Genomic DNA, 18746 nt, shown 5'->3' with positions numbered 1-18746 from the left:
ACCAACGTGCTCAGCAAGCCATTACCCACGATTAAACCCGCGTAGCTCGCCAGCAAACCGATGAGTGTGGTGTATTCATACGTTGGCGGCACGGGCCCGTTGTCATCGGACGCACCGCTTTTTGCCGGGCCGACCGGGGCGGCCTCGGAGAGCGAACCGGGCCGGAACCTATCAGAGGCGGGCTTGCTGAAGCGTCGTCAAAAGCGGAGTTCCCCATCGGATGGTCTTTTAGTTTTGCGTAACGGAGTCAGTGGAGAGGACTGCGATCCTGTCGCTCTCTCTAGCACCAGGATCGCTGCACGGATTCCTGTTAGAAGAGATGCCGGAACGACACCAGCACCGCAGTTTGATTGAGACCCGACGAAGGCGTATCCGTGCCGACCAGCACTGCCTGCCCTAGAGGCGCGGCAACACCGTCCGTATGCGACGCACGCTGGTACGCAACCTGCATGTACACGTCCGTGCGCTTGGTCAGGTTGTAGTCGATCATCCCGCCGACATTACCCCAGTGCGGCCGGGCCTGACCAGCGTTGCTGTCATAGTGGGCCAATGTGTAGGTGTACATCAGGCCTGCATAAAACACCGGCGTAAACTGATACCTGGCATTGACCTCGAAGTTGTTGAATCTCAGCGAGTTGGCCGCGTTCGCGAGATTGCCGAAGTACTCGCTCCCGGTCACGTTAGTCAGATTCGTGTGCGTGTAAATGAATCCGACCGTGGCCGCCGACGTCAGTGCATAGTTGATGCCGCCGCCGAAGATCTGATTGCGCGTGGCGCTGAAGTCGGTGTCGGCGGAAGAAACCGCGCCACCGGCATTCGTCGTTGCGTTTCCGTTGACTTGGAGATAAGCGCCCGCAATCGTGACGGGACCGTTCGCATACTGCCCGGCCAGCCCATAAAGACGGTTATCCGCAAAACCGCCGGCCGCGTTGCTGAACGCATACATGCCTTCGAACGTGAAGCCCGCGTATTTGTTGCTAACGAATTTCACCGAGTTGCTCACCCGGATCGAGTTGTCGGTATTGTCGTTGTCGTAGACGTGCGAAAGCAAGCTGCCGGCCCAGTTGCCATTGGCGGTGAGCGGACCGAGAAGGTCGACCAGCGGATCGTACTGGCGGCCCAACGTGACCGTGCCAATCCTGTCCGACTGAACGCCCACATATGCCTGGCGGCCAAAAACCCGGCCACCGTTGCCGAGAGCGCCGGTATTCAGGTTGAAGCCGTTTTCGATCTGGAACAGGGCCTTCAGCCCGCCGCCCAGATCCTCGGTTCCCTTGAGGCCCCACCGGTCGCCGGAATCCTGGCCAGACGTGGTTTCAACATTGCTTTTCCCCTTGACGTTACTCGTGTATTGCAACCCTTCGTCGATAGCACCATAGAGCGTCACGCTGCTTTGCGCCGACGCGTGCATGGGCACGGCGACAACACCTGTGACCGCCAGCGCGAGAAGCATGTTCTGTGTCTTTTGTTTCATTGTTTGACTGCCCCTGTAAAAAGATTGACTTGGCTTTCCGGCCTCCTCTTGTGCTCCGAAAAATTCGAAGACAACGCAAGACTAAGTTGGAGGAAATAATGTCCCAGTGAAATACAGTATTGACGGAAATTCGTTGCCCATGATCCACAGTCCTGCTTTTAAACAACGTTCCAGATTTTTTCAAGCAATCTGTAATGCTAACTAAACTCGACGCACCGCGAATCTCTCCGCGGTGTCAGGCCTTACACGCTGGCAATAAGCCCGCCGTCCACCCGCATGATCGAACCGGTCACGTAAGACGCCGCCTCGCTGGCAAGAAATGCAACTGCCTGCGCGTACTCTTCAGGACGACCATAGCGTCCAAGCGGAATCGAGCCCGTGCTTTCCGCGGAGACTTCTTCGACGGTACGTCCTTCACGCATCGCTTTTGCCTCGTCGAGAAAACGAATGCGGTCGGTGCCAATGCGGCCCGGCACCACGAGATTCGCCGTGATGCCGTCACGGCCGACTTCGCGGGCAAGCGTCTTCGACCAGCCGACCAGCGACATGCGCAATGCGTTCGAAACGGCCAGGCCGGCAATCGGCGCCACAACGCCCGACGACGCACTCGTCACCACGCGCCCCCATTGTTTCGCCTTCATGCCGGGCAGCACACGATCCGTCATGCCAATGACGGAAAGCACCATCGACCGGAAGTGGCGTTCCCATAGATCCGCAGGCTGACCGGACGCGGGCGTTGGCGGCGGGCCGCCCGTGTTGTTGATAAGAATGTCGACCGTGCCGAAGCGTTGCTCGATTGCACTGACACGCGCGTCAATGACGGACAGATCACCGAGATCCCATTCCAGCGGCAAGACCTGCACGCCGGCCTCGCGCACGGCTTTGGCAACCGCTTCAAGTGCGGCCGGATTGATGTCCGCCACCACGACGTTCGCGCCTTCGTGGGCCAGAGCCAGCGCAATAGCGCTGCCCAGGCCCCCGCCCGCGCCGGTTACCAGCGCAATCTTGTTCCTGATTCCTAGATTCATGTTCTATCCGTTGTGTTCGGCAACCGTGCCGGGTTAGGTTGAAAAGCAGCCCGCAGGCCGATGATGTGAATCTGAACCGGCGCGGCTCGTCAGTGCGGATTGCATCCGTAAAAACGGCGGCCAGTCATCGTGTCGGCACGGTCGGACTGCACGTCTGGATTGAGCAGCAAGCGCTCGAGACGCGGTGTGTCTCGCCGGTAATGCGCCACTGAAAAATCGATAAAACGCCGCACGCGCGGCGTCATGTAACGGTGCCCAGAATAGAGCATCCAAAGCGTGCGCACGCCGCTCTCAAGTTCGAAGTCTTCAAGAAGCGGTATCAGCGAACCTTCCTGAATCTCGGCGGCGACCAGCGACGTCGGCAAGCGAGCGATACCCAATCCGGCTTTTGCCGCCCGGATCAACGTCAGCAGGTTTGACGAACTGAGAACCGGCCGCAAGAGTACGCGCTGGGCGCCGTATGCATCGCCGAACTCCCACGATCGCACACACGGATCGGAGGTCGTGAGTACGTCATGCCTGGCGAGATCCGCGGGTTGGACCGGCGCCTCTCTCTGGGCGAGATAGGCAGGCGACGCCACGATCGTGTCCCGCAGCCTGATGAGCGGACGGCATACCAGAGACGAATTGCGCAACCGCCGTTCGGCGACGAAACACGCGTCGTAACTGCCGACCGTGAGATCCTGCGTCGACGCAAAAACGGTGAGTTCGAAATCCACGCGCGGCTCGTTCTCACGGAACTTGCTGATCAGGTCGCTCAACTCGGCAGCAGCGAACGATTCGTGCGCCGCCACCTTCAATGAGCCTCCCGCCTCGCGTGCTGCCGAACAGACGTTGGCCTCGAGCGTATCGAGGTTGCGCAATACCTCGCGGCAGCCCTGCCAGTATTCGTGCCCCGCCTCGGTGAGCGACACACTCCGGGTTGTGCGGTTCAACAGTCGCAGATTGAGATAGCTTTCCAACGTTGCCACACTGCGAGTCACCATGGCGACCGAAACCCGCAATTCCTTTGCAGCAATGGTGAAGCTAAGCGTCTCGGCGACCTTCGCGAACATGCGCATGGCGGAGAGTTGGTTCATGTCCTGCTACCCCCTAAACAGATAAACCGGCTGCCTAGCCCGCCATCCAGCCACCATCGACCATCAGATTGATGCCGGTGACAAAACTCGCGAGCGGACTGGCAAGAAACAACGCGGCGCCGGCAACGTCTTCCGGACGCCCCAGACGGGGCCAGGGGGTGCGTTGATGCGAATATTCCAGCGCACGCGGATCGTTGGCCGCGCCGGGCTTGCCAGTCACGATCTTTCCCGGCGCAACGGCATTGCAGACAATCAGGTCGCGCGCATGATCGACGGCGACCTGCCGTGTCAACTGCACCGTCCCGCCTTTGGTGACGCCGTAGGGGAAGTCGCCGGGTGAGGCCACCATGCCGTGCTGCGACGATATATTGACGATACGTCCACGCACTTCGTCGGCGGGCTCCTGTGTGAGCATCTGCTGAACCGCTCGCTTGCAACCGTTGAACATGCCCGTCAGATTCACCTGTACGACCTGTTCCCATTGCGTCTGGCTGGTCTCGACGAGGTTCGTGCTGGTATAGATCGCGGCGTTGTTGACCATCACGTCGAGACGGTCATAACGCTCCACCGCGATGGCGACAAGCCGGTCGACCTCGTCCCAGCGCGACACGTCGGTGGGCACGCTGATCGCAATTCCGCCCGCGCGCTCTATGGCGGCCTGCGTTGCCTCGCCGCCTTCTATCGGCGCGTCTCGCACGTCGGCGAGCACCACGCGCGCGCCCTCTGCGGCGTAACGGATGGCGATTGCACGGCCGAGCCCGGAACTCGCGCCCGTCACGACCGCCACCTTGTTTTCAAGCAAGCCCATGTTTCGACGCTCCTATAACCTTGCCTGCCGGCTCCATTGCCGCGGTCCGCCCATGTTCATGCATCAACATGCCGCGCAGATACACAGCCGTCAGCCGGCCGGGCACGCGCATTCCATCGAATGGGGTGTAGCCGGCACGCGACAACTGATCCGCGTGGGCGATATGCGTGTCGAGCCGCGGGTCGAGCACCAGAATGTCCGCGTCGTGCCCGCGTGCGAGCGAACCCTTCCGGTTGCCAATGCCGAAACGCCGCGCGGGATTGGTCGAGCACATGCGAACGAGCGCGGGCAGATCGATGTCGCCGCTCGCGACGAAATGCAGCATGGTGGCGAGCAGCGTCTGCACACCAGGCATGCCGCCGGGAATGTCCGCGAAGCTCTCGTAGACCGCGGCCTTTTCCGCACGCGTATGCGGCGCGTGATCGGTTGCCACCATATCAATCATCCCGTCGCGCAATGCGGCCAGCAGCGCGTCGCGATCTTCCGGGGCGCGCGCCGGTGGCGACGCCTTCAGGTCGGCGCCTTGCGTTGCGTAGTCGCCTGCTGTGAACAGCAGGCATTGAGGAGTCGTTTCGATACTGACATCCGCAAGCCCACGCATGCGCCGGTACGTTGCAATGCCGAGCGCCGAATTGGTCTGCCTCACGTGAACGGGCGTCCGCGCTTCAGCAGCGGCCAGGATGATCTTCGCGATACCGGTCGCTTCCGCAAGCGGAGGCCGGCTTGCGAGAAACGCATCGATTCCGCCTTTCGCCACGGAGTTCAATATCGACTGGTCGCCGGGCGACACGCAAGCCAGCGTGTCCAGCGGCTTCACCAACTCGAGCGCGCGCATCAACAACGCCTGCGTGTCATGCAGATAAGCAGCGGGAACGTCGGCCGTGAAGATTTCAAACGACACCGGACCCAGCGCGCGGATCGCCTGCAGGTCGCTTGCGTCGCGGCGCAACGCGACCTGCAAGCCGACATCGACGTGCAATCGCCCGTGTGCAAGGCGTTGCTTGTCGACGAATGTGCCGACGCTGTCGGTCCAGGGATCGTCCGTTGGCATGTCCAGCAGCGTCGTGACGCCACCCGCCGCCGCCGCCCGCGTGCCTGACTCGAAATCTTCCTTGTGCGTCAAGCCGGGATCGCGCAGATGCACGTGCGCGTCGACCAGACCTGGAAGCAGGTAGCAGCCATCTACCCGGCGCACGGCCTTCGCGGCCGCCGGCGTTTCCGGATCGAGCAGCGCGGCCACGCGGCCGTCGGTCACGCACAGATCGGCGCACACCGTTCCGCTCGACTCGACAATGGCCGCACCGCGCAACACCAGATCAAACACGTTGGTTCTCCCAATGATTCTCCAACAGGCGGTTCATCAGCAGAGCCCCGCCAATCGACTTTCTTCATGCGTCACCACTTCGAGCAAGGCCGCGCGGCCGTCCCTCACCGTCGCGACGCAGCGCCGCAACGCGTCGCGTAACGCGCGCGGGTCGACGACGCATTCGCCATGGCCTCCGAGCGCTTGTGCAATGGGTGCATATTCTCCCGACACGCGATTGGCCTGATACTTCTTCGTCGCCACCGGCATGCTGGCGGCGTAGCCACCCAGTACGTGATTGCGCAACACAATGACGAGGACTGGCAGCTTGCAGCGCACCGCCGTTTCAAAATCGATGCCGACCATGCCGAACGCGGACTCGCCCATGACGGCCGCGACCGTGGCGTCCGGCCGCGCCAGTTTTGCGCCCATCGCAAAACCGAGACTGCTGCCGAGTTGCGTGGTCTTGCCCCATCCTAGATACCCGCGAGGCTCGGTGACGTCGTAAAACGGACTGAACTGGTCGCGCGGATTGCCGGCGTCGTGAGTCACGATGACTTTTTCGCGTTCGAGTACTTCCATGATTTCCCACACCAGCCGGTACGGGGAAATCGGAATGCCGCCTGCATTCAGAAGCGGCATCCACTCGTCCATGAACGTGCGCCGGCACGATGCAATCTCGCGCGTCAGGTCGCCGCCCACTCCGGTGCGTCCGGCCCATGCCGCTGGGTCATCGCGAACACGCGCCAGCAATTGGCGCAGCACGGAGCGGCAATCGCCGACCACGCCGAGCGCGACCGGATAATCCTTGCCGAGATCGTCCGGATCGATGCTGATCTGCAAAACGCGCTTATTCGCCGGCACCGGCCGGATGTAGTACGACCGCGTGAGACTGCTGCCAAGCGCGAGAATCACGTCGGCCCGTTCGATAAAACGGTCCACCGTGGCCGGACGTGCGCGCCCCGCCGTGCCGAGCGCGAGCGGATGACGCTCGGACATCGCACTCTTTGCGTTCGGCGTGGTCATCACCGGGATGTGCGTGAGCTCCGCGAATTCGGTGAGTTCCTGCGTTGCATGGGCGGCGAGCACGCCCTGCCCGGCCAGAATCACGGGATGCCGGGCCCCTAGCAACGCCTCCACGATCTCGTCGATTTCAGTGGCGTCGGCTTGCGGCCGCGCGCGGCGCACACGTGCTTGATCGGATGCGCCGGCGCCGCATTCCTGCTCCAGCAGGTCCACGGGAAATTCGAGCAGCACGGGCGCGGGCGGCCCATTGCGGACCCGCCAGATAGCGCTATGCAGCAGTTGCGGCAGGTCTTCAGCACGCACGACCGACTCGCACCATTTGGTGATGTGCGCGAAATTACGGCGCGCTTCGAAGTTCGGCGCCACCGCCTCCGCCCCTCGCGGATAACCCGTCGGCAAGAACAGCACCGGCGCGCGGTCGTTCCATGCCTGCGCCACGCCGGCGAACGCCGCTTCGGCGCCGGGTCCGTATTGAACGGTGACGACTGTCAGGTCGTCGGTGGTCGTGGTCCGCGCGTGTCCCTCCGCAATATTGACGGCGACGCGCGGCGTGCGCGCGATCACCGGCGGAATATTGAGTTCCGCTGCCGCATCGAACAACCCGCTGCTCGGGAAGCCGATAATGTGTTTCATACCCTGCTGCTTGAGGATCGCGGCTACCGTTTGCGCTCCCTTCATTGCGCGCTCCGGTACGTCCACCGCATTGCTGGCACCGTCACGTTCAGGCTCCCTTGCGAAATAGCGCGTGGTTGGCAAGCCAGTGGCGCGCGATGTCCTCGCGACGCATGAAGACGGCTTGTCCGCGCGAACGCGCGACGTGTTCGATCACCTCTTTCACGCCCGACGCGCGATTGGGCTGCCCGCTCCAGCGCGCATGCACCGCGATGGTCAGCATCTTGCCGCCGGCTTCACCGGCTTCGTCGATCAGATAATCGATCGCGCAGCGGCAGTCCTCCGCAAAATCGCGCGGATTGCCATAGCCCGGCGCCATCAGATAACGGCTGTCGTTCAGCGTCTTCGAATACGGGACGACCAGCAACTCGCCACCATCATGTTTGACGAAATACGGAATATCGTCGTTGCACGGGTCGGAGTAGTACAGAAAGCCGCCCGATTCAATAATCAGGTCACGCGTATTCACGCTAGGAAACGACCGGCAGTTCCAGCCCGGCGGATGCACACCGAGTACTTCACGATAAAGGTCGATTGCCTCGCGCAATTGCCGCCCTTCTTCTTCGCGGCTCATGCCGGGATAGTCGGTCCAGCGCAAACCGTGACCGAGAAGATCGTGCCCGCGGTCTTTCATCCACGCCGCGACTTCGGGATTGCAGTGCAGCGCGACCGCACAGGCGGACACGGTGACGGAAATCCGGTAACGGTCGAACAATCTGGCAAGCCGCCACACGCCGGCGCGGCTGCCGTATTCGAAGTGCGTCTCCGTGCCAAGATCTCTCAGGTTCGGGCTCGCGCTGAGGTTGTACTCACCCCAGTTGTCGTTGCGGCCGTCCTCCAGCCATGAATATTCGGAACCCTCTTCGTACACCAGCACGAGATTGATCGCGACTTTGGCGCCGTTCGGCCAGGTCACGAACGGCGGCCTTGCGCCGTAGCCAATAAAGTCCCGCGCCGGGCCTTGCGTTTGAGTGTCGGTCATGAATACAGGTCTCTCGTTCAGGAACGGCTGGCGGCGAGCCAGTCCATATAGTCGTGAAAGGCGTCACGCCCTTCGCGCGGGCGCCAGTCCGTGTCACGCTCGATCCGGGCAATGTCATAAGCGCCCCACATGCCGGTTGCAAGCGCGGGATCCTGAATGACATTCGCCCCGCTTTCATCCGTCACTTCGTAGCGAACGCCAGGCACGCGATCCGCGGCCCAGCCAATGATCTCGCCGATAGTCGCCGTCACTCCGCTCGCGACGTTGTAATGCCGGTAACGCAGCCGCGAGGCCTCCGCGAGCGCGAGAATCGCGCGGGCGGCATCGACGGAATGCAGGTAGTCCCCGACCGGAGCGAGGTTGTTCGGCTTGATCACTTCGCCGTCCAGCGCCATCTGCGCGATCCGGTTTGGGACATGGCGGAAATTGCGGCTTCCGGTTGCCCGATCCATCGGCCCGTAGATGGACGAGAGCCGCACCGACGCCACCGACATTCCGAACAGGTCCGCGTAGCGATTGACGATCATCTCCGAGGCAAATTTGGAAATGCCGTACAGCGTGAGCGGCGCGACATAGCCGTCCTCTGGCAGCGGCTCGTCCGACCAGTCGGGACCGTTATGACGGTAGACCGACCCGGAACTGATGTAGATGAACCGCTTGAGCGCGGGATTCCGCCGCGCCCATTCCAGCACCTGCACAGTGCCCATCAGGTTGACATCGACAATGCGTAGCGGCGTCTGCGCTTCGGGCGGCAGGCGTGCTGCTTCCTCGGCGCTGCCACGCGAGATCGGCGTGACCGTCGCCCCGTGCACGACCGCCGAGATGTCGTGGAGATCGAGCTCGGCCGTCCAGCCTGCCGGATCGCGAACGTCTGCCTCGACAACCGTGAGCCGGTCGCGCACCGGCGCGAACCAGGCCTGCGCCGTGGTGTCCAGACCCGCACGATCGAGGATGACCGCGCGCCGCCCGGGATGGCGGTCGAGCCATTCACGGGCCACCACACTCATGACGAAGCCAGTCCCGCCTGTGATCAACAAGTTCATCTCATTGCCTGACAAAAATGGGGTTGTTTTGCGCGCGCGGCGCCTGCGAATCAGCGCGCCGTATAGCCACCGTCCACAAGCAGGTCGGTGGCGGTCACGAACGACGCGTCGTCGCTCAGTAAAAACGCCGTGCTTGCGCCGATCTCGTCCGGGCGGCCGATACGGCCCAGCAGATGCGCCGGGCCAAGCGCGATATCGGCTTCGTCGAGCGATGCAAACGAGCGCAACAGCCGCCCCGTGCGGACCGCGCCGGGCGACAGGCTGTTGACGCGGATGCCCGCGTCCGCGTGATCGACGGCCATCAGCCGCGCCAGGTGAATCAGCCCCGCCTTGGCCGCGCAATAGGCCACCGACCGGGACGCCGCCACATGGCCCATTTGCGACGCCACCAGCACGATGGAACCACCACCGCCCTCACGCATCTGCGGCACCACGAAGCGGCTCATCAAAAACGCCCCCGTAAGCGACACGCCGATTTCCTGATGCCAGTGCTCCGGCGCGAGGTCCTCAACGGAGCCGTCATGCCACGGTGCAGCGGCGTTATGAACGTAGCCGTCGAGCCGGCCGAATCTCGCACGTGTCAACGCAACTGCCGCGCGCGCCGATTCGATCTCCGTCACATCGCATTGCGCGGGCAGCGCGGCAGGGCCGAGCTGCGCGGCGACGCGCGCCGCGGCGTCACCGTCGAGGTCCGCACACACCACGCTCGCGCCTTCGGCAATGCAGCGCGCGGCGACCGCCACGCCGATATCGCTGGCCGCGCCGCTGATCAGCACGACCTTGTCTCGCAGACGATCGTTCATGTTCTCGTTCGTTAGGCGGCTCATGCTTCCAGCACCGGCGGCAACGTGGCCTGCCGCGCAAACGGACGGTCGGCGGCAATGAACTGGCCGCGTCCCGGCGTGGAGCTGACCTTGCCGTCGTGCCATACCACTTCGCCGCGAGAAATCGTGGTGACGGGCCACCCCTGCACCACCATGTTCTCGTAGGGCGTGTGGTCGGTCGCGTGATGCAACATGCTGTTGTTGATGGTCACTTCACGCTGCGCGTCCCAGATCGCAAAGTCGGCATCCGAGCCGATTGCGATCACGCCTTTCTTCGGATAAAGACCGTAGAGCCGCGCGGGCGCCGCAGCCGTCAATTCGGCAAATTGCATCAGCGACATGCGCCCGCCATTCACACCGGCGGAAAACAGTAAGGGCAGACGCGTTTCAATACCGGGCACGCCGTTCGGAATACGCGTGAACGGCGTGTCCAGACCTTCGGCGATCTTGTCGCGGTAGTGCCACGGCGAGTGGTCCGAGGAAAACACTTCGAGCGTGCCGTCCAGCAGCGCCCGCCACATTTCCGCCTGGTTCTCGCGCGGCCTCGGCGGCGGTGTACATACGCACATTGCGCCGGACAGATCGGGTGTGTCGATGTCCTCGGCCGCGAGAAAGAGATACTGCGGACAGGTCTCCGCATATACGGGCAAACCGCGTTGCTTCGCGCGCCGTATTTCGTCGGCCGCGCTTGCCGCCGAGACGTGGCAGATCAGAATCGGCGTTTCGATGACTTCGGCGAGACTGATCGCGCGGAAGGTCGCTTCGCGGTCGCCAATGGCGGGCCGCGAGAGTACGTGATAGCGCAGTTGCGTCTTGCGCGCCTTCAAGAAATGCTCGGTCAGCCAGCGAATGCAGGCGTCGTTCTCCGCATGCACCATGACCATCGCGCCTTCGCGCCGCGCCACGTTGAGCACTTCGAGAACTTCGTAATCGTCGAGCTTCAGCCCTTCATACGTCAGATAGATTTTCACCGACGTACAGCCCTGCGCGATCAGTTGCGGCAACTCTTCTTCCAGCAGCCGCGGCGTCGGGTCGCCCACGATCAGATGGAACGTGTAGTCGATATGCGCTTTCGGCCGCGCGCGCTCGTGGTAGTCGGCCACCACTTCGGCCAGTGATTGCCCGCGCATCTGCATGGCGAACGGAATGATCGTGGTGGTGCCGCCGCACAGCGCCGACAGCGTGCCGCTCTGAAAGTCGTCGGCGGTGGATCTGCCTTCCCATGGCTGCTGGTCCATATGGCAATGTGCGTCGACACCGCCCGGCAGCACGATGCGTCCCGCCGCCGAGACCTCTTGCCGTGCGGCAGGCAAGCCCGCTTCGATGGCGGCAATGCGTCCGTCGCGCACCCCGATGTCGACCTCGGCGGCGCCTTCAGGCAGCACAACCGTGCCGCCGCGAATCACGAGGTCAAAAGAAACTGTGCCGTCGCTCATGCGTGGGTCTCTCCGGTGACGCCTTGCTGAAAGACAGGGTGCATCGTGCGCAACTCCTCGAGGCTGATATGGCAGGCGATCTCGTGCGTGGGCGATGCCTGCCGGACCGGCGGCGCCACGGTGTCGCATATCTCGCCGACCTTGCGATGGCAGCGTGAAGCAAAGCGGCATCCTGGCGGCACGTTGACCGGGCTCGGCGTTTCGCCGGTCAGACGGATTCGCTCCTGCTGCTTGACCGACGCGTCCGGACTGTGAACGGCGGACAGCAACGCTTCCGTGTAAGGGTGATAAGGCGGGGCGAAAATCTCTTCGGCGAGTCCCTTTTCCATGATCCGGCCGAGATACATCACAACGATCCGGTCCGCGATATGTCGCACGAGCGCGAGGTCGTGGCTGATGAAAAGCAGCGTGTTCTCCTGCTCCTTCTGGATTGCCAGCAGCAACGTAATTACCGCGGCCTGCACCGACACGTCCAGTGCCGAGACGGGCTCGTCGGCCACGATCAGCGACGGATTGGTCGCAAACGCGCGGGCAATCGCAATGCGCTGCTTCTGACCGCCTGAGAGTTGGGACGGCCGGCGTTGCGCCAGTTCGGCAGGAAGCCGAACCAGTTGCAGCAATTCCTGCAAGCGCTTCTCGATCGCCGCCTTGTCCTTGTAGCCGCCGAACTTGCGCAACGCGCGACGGATCGGCGAGGCCACCGAATGAGAAGGATTGAGCGTGCTATCCGGATTCTGGAACACCATCTGGATGGATTGCAGCATGTCGCGTGAACGCTTCTTCGCCGGCACCTGGGCGAGTTCGACACCTTCATACTGAATCGAGCCCGAGCTCGCCCCTTCAAGGCCGACCAGCATGCGTGCCAGACTGGACTTGCCGCAGCCGGATTCGCCGACGAGTCCCATGATCTCGCCCTTGCCCACCTTGAACGACACGGATTCGTTGGCCTGCACGGTGCGGCGTCCGCCGTTGAGCAGATATTGCTTGGACACGCCGGTAACCGACAACGCCGTTTCATCGTGAACGCTCAGTGCCGCCTCGCCGTTCACCGCGACGGCTTCGCGCGTGAGGTCCTGCCAGCGCACGCATCGGACCAGATGGCCGTCGCCGCCAGCCGGCGCCAGGGCGATGGCGTTTCCGCCGCACGTGTCCTTCTGAAAGTGAGCGCAGCGCGGCCCGAACCAGCAACCCGCTGGACGCTCTGTCGGCAAGGGCAAATGACCTGGAATCGGCGACAGCGCGCGCACGCCCTTCGGGCTGCCGATGCGTGGAATGCAGCCGAGCAGTCCTTGCGAATACGGATGACGCGGCTGGCGAAAAAGTGTTTGCGTGCCGGCTTCCTCGACCATCTCGCCCGAGTACATGATGCCGACCCGGTCGCAGGCGCTCGCGATCAAGCCGAGATTGTGCGAAATGTAGAGAAGGCTCGTGCCGTACTGTTTGCGCAGGTCCGCAATCAGGTCCAGGATCGCGGCCTCCACGGTGACGTCGAGGCCGGTCGTCGGTTCGTCGAGCAGCAGCAAGGCCGGCCGCGCGAGCAACGCCATCGCGATGACGATCCGCTGCTGCTGGCCGCCCGATAGTTGATGCGGAAAGCGCTTGAGCATGGCCAGCGGATCGGGCAACCGCACGTTCTCGAGCATGCTCGCCGACAGCTCGCGCGCCCGCGCCCGTGAAGAACCCAGATGCCGCATCGGCACTTCGGCGAGTTGCGAGCCGATGGTCTTGACCGGATTGAGCGCGCTCATCGGTTCCTGATACACCATCGCCACGCGCCGGCCGCGAATGGTGCGCAGCTTTTGCGGGCTTGCGCCGACCAGTTCCTCGCCTTCGAAGCGGATGCTGCCGTTCGTCACGAGCCCGATCCCGCCAAGGTGGCCCATCACCGCCATGGCGGTCGTGGTCTTGCCGCAGCCCGATTCGCCGACGAGCCCATAGCTCTCGCCCGGCGCAATGCTCAGCGACAGGTTCGGCACGGCGACCACAGACTCGTGGCGGCCGCGATACTCGATGCGAAGATCGCGAATGTCGAGCAGCGGCGTACTGCCGGACGAAGCTGCGCGACGATTTCCCAGCACGCCTGAATCGACGATGGCATTCATGGCTTCCATGCCTCCCTCATTCCGTCGGCCAGCAGGTTGAATCCAAGTACGAGGCTCACGATGGCGACCGACGGTGCGATCGACATCAGCGGCCAGACATTGATCACGGTCGTCGTTTCGCGGACCATGCCGCCCCAGTCCGGATTGGGCGGAGGAAGGCCGAGCCCGAGAAAACCGAGCACGCCGATTGTGATGATCGTGTAGCCGATACGCAGGCACGCATCGACGAAAAGCGGACCACGGCAGTTCGGCAACAACTCGCAAACGATGATGTAAAACGTGCTTTCCGCGCGCAGACGCGCCGCCGCCACGTATTCCTGCTGCTTGAGGTCGAGCACCAGGCCTCGCACGATCCGCCCGATACCCGGCGCCGACGCAATCGTGGTCGCCAGCACGATGTTGCCCACCGACGCACCCACGTTCGCAATCAGGATCACGTAAAGCACGAGCACCGGAAACGCCAGCACCAGATCGGAAAAACGGTCGACGATCGCTTCGATCCAGCCGCCGAAATAGCCTGCCAGCATGCCGAGCGTAATGCCGGCGAGCATGGCGACCGCGACCGACAGCGGCGCCACCAGCAACACGGTCCGCGCGCCGAAGATCAGGCGCGACAGAATGTCCCTGCCGAGAATATCGGTGCCGAGCCAATGCGCCGCCGACGGCGTTGGATCGGCCATTGCCATCGCGTCCTGAGCGGTGGGCGACGGCAGCGGCAGCACCGGCGCGAGCACCGCCGCCACGATCCAGAACACGATCAGCGACAAGCCGGCCACCGCGGTGGGAGAACTGAACAGACGCGTCCATGCTCGCCGCGGAGCGCGTGACGTCCGCACCGTGAGCGGCACGACGCCGGGATCAATGGAAGACATGGGATTACCTCACACGGATGCGTGGATTGAGCAGCATGTAGCCGAGGTCGCCAAGAAACTGCGTCACTACAGCGACAAAAACCGTGACCAGCGTGGCGGCTTCGAGCGTGGCAATGTCGCCGAACATGCTGGAGTCGAGCAGCATCCGGCCAAAGCCCGGATAAGCGAAGACCATTTCAGTCACCACCACGCCGCCAATCAGGAAGTTGATCTGCAGCAGCAATACCGTGAACGGCGCGATCATCGCGTTTCTCAACGCGTGCCCAAGAATCACCTGGCGCGGGTTCAGGCCTTTGAGAATCGCCGTGCGGATGTAAGGCTTTTCCATCACGCCGATCATCGAGACGCGAATCATCCGCGCGACGTAGCCGAAGTCGTAGAGCACAAGTACCGCGACCGGCAAAACCAGCTGCGACGCAATCGACCATTGGCCGCCTTCGCTGGCGTCGAGCGGACTGGTGCCCGGCAGAACCGGCCAGAGGATCACGAACAGCGTCACCAGAAAGACACCGGACGCGAACTCCGGAATCGAGGTGAAGGTGATACAGACTACGGAAAGAATGCGATCGAGCGGCCCTCCTTCCTTGAGCCCCGACAAAATGCCGAACAGCATGGAAAGCGGAACGATCAGCGCGAACGCAATGCCCGCGAGAATTGCCGTGTGCCCCAGACGCTTCCACATCACGTCGTTGACCGGGAGTTTATAAAGCGTCGAATAACCGAAATTGCCGAAGTACCGCGAGCCGCGCGGATCGGTGAAACCCAGCCCGTTCGCGGGATCCTCGAGCGGGTCGGGCATCACACCGGCGAGCACGCCGAGCCAATGTCCGTACCGGACCATCAACGGGTCGTTCGCGTGCATGCGTTGCGACAGCAGATCGACTTGCTGCTGCGTAGCGTACGGCCCGAGCGTGCGGCGCGCCACGCTGCCAGGCGTGAACTCCGATACGGCGAAGACAACGAACGATGCGCATAACATCGTCACGATCATCAACGTAATGCGCTTAGCGAGAAATGAAGCCATGACGGCAAAAACCCATAGTTGGTACGTTCATGCGAGCTCGGGCCGCGCGACGGATGCACGTTGCCGGATGCGCGCGTTGAATCGGCTCAAGCGCCCACGGCGCACTGGTTCGCGAAGATGTATTGCGACGGATGCACCGAGAAGCCTTTCACCTTCTTGTCCATGACTGTCGAGAACGCACGCCAGAACGGCTGCACGATCGGGCCGTCTTCCTGCATCAGCTTTTCGATTTTCGCCATCACGAGGCTGCGTTTTTTCGGATCGAGAATTCCGTCCGCCTGATCGAGCAGCGCGTCGAATTCAGCGTTCGCGTAGCCCGACTCGTTCCACGCCGCGTTGGTCCGGTAGGCAAGCGACAGCGTCATCACCCCAAGCGGCCGATGCCCCCAGCCCGTGAGACTGAACGGCACCTTTGTCCAGACTTCCCAGTATTGGGCGCTTGGCAGCGGTTTGATGTTCACCTTCACGCCAATATCCTTGAACTGTTCTGCAAGTGCCTGAACCGTGTTCAATTCCCAGATCGGGTCGGGACGGGTCACCATGTCGATTTCGAAACCGTTTGGATAACCCGCGTCGGCCAAAAGCTTTTTCGCCTGCGCGACGTCGCGGCCATACTTCGGCAATGCGTAGTATTCCGGATGAACGGGCGCGACGTGATGGTCCTCCGCCGATGTCCCCGCGCCGAGCAACGACGTGGCAATGATTTTCTGGTGATCGATCGCAAGCTTCATCGCCTTGCGCACGCGCGCGTCGCCGAGAATCTTGTGATCCACGCGCATTCGCGCCACGCCCGTCTGCGAGGTCAGCACGCTATAGGGCTGGACGTGCGGCAGACGCTTCATTGCATTCACCTGAACCGCGTCGGCTTCGGAGAGACCGTCGACCTGGCGCGACGCCATCGCCGAGATACCCGCGCCCGCGCTGTCGCCGAGATCGACGAACTCGAACGAATCCAGATAAGGGCCGCTGCCCCAGTAGTCTTTGCGCGCCTTGTACACCGCGCTCTTGCCAACCGTGTACGAAGTCAATTCGAACGGACCCGTGCCGTTGCTGCCGGCGCCGAACAGGCCCTTGTCCGCCGGATCGGTGATGAACATCGCGTAGTGAAACAGGTGTTCCGGCACTGCGATTTGCGGTGCGAAACAGTTCAGCCGGACCGTGAGGTCATCGACCTTTTCGATCGCATGATCGGACCAGATGCGGCTCGCCTTCTTGGGTTTGCCGCTCGCGTCCTTCTGGCCGGAGTCGTATTCCTGAACGAGATAACCGGTGAACAGCCCCAACTGCGACGAACCCACCGCCGGATCGCAGACGCGCTTGAGATTCCACACCACGTCGTCCGCATTCAGCGCGCGTCCGTTGTGCCACTTCACGCCCTTCCGGATATGCAGCGTCCAGGTCTTCAGGTCTTCACTGACCTCCCAGCGTTCAAGCAGATACGGACGCGTGATGTTGTCGTTGCCCGTGAACGTCAGAAACTCGCAAACCTGCCGAATCACATTCGACTTCTCGGCGAAATCCGCCTGGTGCGGACTCTTGATTTCCATGCAGCGCATGCCGATCCGCAGATGCCCGCCCTTGGGCAGCGCATCGGCGGCCTGCGCGTCGCTGATAAACGGATTGGCTTCGCCGCTCAGCTTGTACGCCGCCATGGCCGACAATCCAAGCAAGGTTGCAGTGCGTAGAAAGTGACGCCGCGAGACGTTCCCGCTTTTGAGGTCGCCGATAAGAACGGGAATGTAAGGATGCGGCGTTGCTTCGGAATCGTTGGACACTACGTGGTCTCCGGATAAATGAGGAAGCGGGCATGAACGACTGAGTGAAGGTTAAGTCGATTCAAGTTTTGGACAAAAACGCAAATGCGACATTTCAGGTACAAAAAGCGACATCGCGCATTTTGCACGGCGGCGATTGCAAAAAGATGAGCGCGCCAGGTCAGGCGATCGACGCGCGCCGCGCCATCCCGCCTTGACGCACTTCCCGGGGCGTGCTGCCGTAATGCGTCCGATACAGCCGGCCGAAGCGCGCCGCCGACATATAGCCGCAGATTTGCGCTACGTCGGAAATGGACAGATCCGTCTGCAGAATCAGGTCGTGCGCGCGGGCCATGCGCAGACCGGCATAGAAGGCCGACGGGGTCGTGCCGAGATGCGTGACGAACAGGCGTTCAATCTGCCGGGTCGACAATTGCACGCGCCGTGCGAGCACTTGAAGATCGACGGGATTCTGGATGCTCGACTCCATCACCTTGACGATTTCGAGCAGTTTGGGATTGCGGATGCCAAAGCGCGTTTGCGCCGGCAGGCGTTGCGCCGAATCCTGCTGTCGAATCTCCGGGTGATTGAACTGGTCGGAAATCGCATTGGCAATATCACGGCCTTTGCTCGCGGCAATGACGTACAGCATCATGTCCAGCGTCACCGTGCCTCCCGACGACGTAATGAACGGACCGTCCACCGCGAAGATGGCATTGGACGCCACGCTGCGCGGAAACTCCTCCTGGAAGGCCGCGAGCAGTTCCCAGTGAACGGCGCAGCGGCGCCCGTCGAGCAGGCCCGCTTTCGCGATCATGAACTGACCCGCGCAAATACCGCCGAGCACGCAACCCCGGCTATGCACCGAGCGCAGCCACTTGAACACCGCCGGTTTGTAAGCTTTCGCGTGATTCAGCCCCGCGCAAAGGATGACCAGATCGCACGGAGGCATGTCGGCAATCGCATGGTCGATTGGAATCGGAACGCCTGCGCTCGAATGAACAGGCGCACCGTCAATGGATAGAAAGCTCCACTTGTATAGAGGCCGCCCTGCAATGCGATTTGCCTGGCGCAGCGGATCGACCGCGGCGCCGAAGGTCATCATCGGGAAATCAGGGACTAGAAAGAATCCGACGCGCAGCGGTTCAGCCGCCGCTGCGATCATTTCGAGAGCGTTCTCGGAGGCTTGTTCCATCGTCGGGTAACCGGTCAGCGTTTTGAGGTGTCGAGTAACTTGCCTTCGTTGGAGGACCGTTGTCAACGCCGATCAGAAAGAATGCGGATCTGCGCGACAAGGATGGAAGACAGCGCCACTGCGC

15 protein-coding genes are annotated in these 18746 nt (G+C 62.4%); all 15 read right to left on the bottom strand.

Translation table 11 applies throughout. The features are described 5' to 3' along the window. Positions 1-310: 310 nt before the first annotated feature. A complete protein-coding gene (locus AWB64_RS12800; protein WP_060819429.1) occupies positions 311-1474 on the bottom strand; it encodes a porin in 1164 nt (387 codons plus the stop codon). A 242-nt stretch (positions 1475-1716) separates the two neighbouring features. Beyond that, positions 1717-2502, bottom strand: coding sequence for an SDR family oxidoreductase (locus tag AWB64_RS12795; RefSeq protein WP_060819427.1), 786 nt, complete (start codon positions 2500-2502; stop codon positions 1717-1719). 89 nt (positions 2503-2591) lie between these two features. Further along, complete coding sequence (locus AWB64_RS12790) at positions 2592-3581, bottom strand: LysR family transcriptional regulator (protein ID WP_060819425.1); 990 nt, start codon at positions 3579-3581, stop codon at positions 2592-2594. Positions 3582-3615: 34 nt separating this feature from the next. Continuing rightward, entirely contained in the window at positions 3616-4389 is a 774-nt protein-coding gene (locus AWB64_RS12785) for an SDR family NAD(P)-dependent oxidoreductase (protein ID WP_060819423.1), read from the bottom strand. Next, the gene (locus tag AWB64_RS12780) at positions 4376-5713 is read right to left on the bottom strand and encodes a dihydroorotase (RefSeq protein ID WP_060819421.1); all 1338 of its coding nucleotides are present in this window, start codon (positions 5711-5713) and stop codon (positions 4376-4378) included. The genes AWB64_RS12785 and AWB64_RS12780 overlap by 14 nt, the downstream gene beginning before the upstream one ends. Before the next feature lie 36 nt (positions 5714-5749). Next, positions 5750-7417, bottom strand: a complete 1668-nt coding sequence (locus AWB64_RS12775) for a thiamine pyrophosphate-requiring protein (RefSeq protein ID WP_279616259.1) — start codon at positions 7415-7417, stop codon at positions 5750-5752. Positions 7418-7439: 22 nt separating this feature from the next. Next, positions 7440-8372, bottom strand: a complete 933-nt coding sequence (locus AWB64_RS12770) for a polysaccharide deacetylase family protein (RefSeq protein ID WP_060819417.1) — start codon at positions 8370-8372, stop codon at positions 7440-7442. Positions 8373-8389: 17 nt separating this feature from the next. Then, positions 8390-9415, bottom strand: a complete 1026-nt coding sequence (locus AWB64_RS12765) for an NAD-dependent epimerase/dehydratase family protein (protein WP_060819416.1) — start codon at positions 9413-9415, stop codon at positions 8390-8392. A 50-nt stretch (positions 9416-9465) separates the two neighbouring features. Beyond that, the gene (locus tag AWB64_RS12760) at positions 9466-10218 is read right to left on the bottom strand and encodes an SDR family NAD(P)-dependent oxidoreductase (RefSeq protein WP_060819414.1); all 753 of its coding nucleotides are present in this window, start codon (positions 10216-10218) and stop codon (positions 9466-9468) included. A gap of 20 nt (positions 10219-10238) precedes the next feature. After that, the gene (gene hydA, locus AWB64_RS12755; RefSeq protein WP_060819412.1) at positions 10239-11675 is read right to left on the bottom strand and encodes a dihydropyrimidinase; all 1437 of its coding nucleotides are present in this window, start codon (positions 11673-11675) and stop codon (positions 10239-10241) included. Then, a complete protein-coding gene (locus tag AWB64_RS12750; RefSeq protein WP_208603272.1) occupies positions 11672-13786 on the bottom strand; it encodes a dipeptide ABC transporter ATP-binding protein in 2115 nt (704 codons plus the stop codon). The genes hydA and AWB64_RS12750 overlap by 4 nt, the downstream gene beginning before the upstream one ends. Next, positions 13774-14649, bottom strand: coding sequence for an ABC transporter permease (locus AWB64_RS12745; protein ID WP_060819410.1), 876 nt, complete (start codon positions 14647-14649; stop codon positions 13774-13776). The genes AWB64_RS12750 and AWB64_RS12745 overlap by 13 nt, the downstream gene beginning before the upstream one ends. A 4-nt stretch (positions 14650-14653) precedes the next feature. After that, positions 14654-15673: an ABC transporter permease gene (locus AWB64_RS12740; protein WP_060819409.1), complete on the bottom strand. Its 1020-nt coding sequence runs from the start codon at positions 15671-15673 to the stop codon at positions 14654-14656. A gap of 86 nt (positions 15674-15759) precedes the next feature. Further along, on the bottom strand, positions 15760-17448 hold the full coding sequence (locus AWB64_RS12735; protein ID WP_060819407.1) for an ABC transporter substrate-binding protein: 1689 nt from the start codon (positions 17446-17448) through the stop codon (positions 15760-15762). Positions 17449-17608: 160 nt separating this feature from the next. Further along, positions 17609-18622 (bottom strand): GlxA family transcriptional regulator, encoded by a 1014-nt coding sequence (locus AWB64_RS12730; protein ID WP_060819405.1) that lies wholly within the window; start codon positions 18620-18622, stop codon positions 17609-17611. Positions 18623-18746: the final 124 nt, after the last annotated feature.

The organism is Caballeronia sordidicola, assembly GCF_001544455.2.
GTDB lineage: Bacteria > Pseudomonadota > Gammaproteobacteria > Burkholderiales > Burkholderiaceae > Caballeronia > Caballeronia sordidicola.
Note: the sequence above shows the minus strand (reverse complement) of the source record. Positions and strands in the feature narration are given on the sequence as shown.

Bases quoted from the DNA above. Each gene is read 5' to 3' on its own strand.
- AWB64_RS12760 (WP_060819414.1), bottom strand. From the start codon at position 10,218: ATGAACGATCGTCTGCGAGACAAGGTCGTGCTGATCAGCGGCGCGGCC.
- AWB64_RS12730 (WP_060819405.1), bottom strand. From the start codon at position 18,622: ATGGAACAAGCCTCCGAGAACGCTCTCGAAATGATCGCAGCGGCGGCT.
- hydA (WP_060819412.1), bottom strand. From the start codon at position 11,675: ATGAGCGACGGCACAGTTTCTTTTGACCTCGTGATTCGCGGCGGCACG.
- AWB64_RS12795 (WP_060819427.1), bottom strand. From the start codon at position 2,502: ATGAATCTAGGAATCAGGAACAAGATTGCGCTGGTAACCGGCGCGGGC.
- AWB64_RS12740 (WP_060819409.1), bottom strand. From the start codon at position 15,673: ATGGCTTCATTTCTCGCTAAGCGCATTACGTTGATGATCGTGACGATG.
- AWB64_RS12750 (WP_208603272.1), bottom strand. From the start codon at position 13,786: ATGGAAGCCATGAATGCCATCGTCGATTCAGGCGTGCTGGGAAATCGT.
- AWB64_RS12765 (WP_060819416.1), bottom strand. From the start codon at position 9,415: ATGAACTTGTTGATCACAGGCGGGACTGGCTTCGTCATGAGTGTGGTG.
- AWB64_RS12770 (WP_060819417.1), bottom strand. From the start codon at position 8,372: ATGACCGACACTCAAACGCAAGGCCCGGCGCGGGACTTTATTGGCTAC.
- AWB64_RS12745 (WP_060819410.1), bottom strand. From the start codon at position 14,649: ATGTCTTCCATTGATCCCGGCGTCGTGCCGCTCACGGTGCGGACGTCA.
- AWB64_RS12785 (WP_060819423.1), bottom strand. From the start codon at position 4,389: ATGGGCTTGCTTGAAAACAAGGTGGCGGTCGTGACGGGCGCGAGTTCC.
- AWB64_RS12790 (WP_060819425.1), bottom strand. From the start codon at position 3,581: ATGAACCAACTCTCCGCCATGCGCATGTTCGCGAAGGTCGCCGAGACG.
- AWB64_RS12800 (WP_060819429.1), bottom strand. From the start codon at position 1,474: ATGAAACAAAAGACACAGAACATGCTTCTCGCGCTGGCGGTCACAGGT.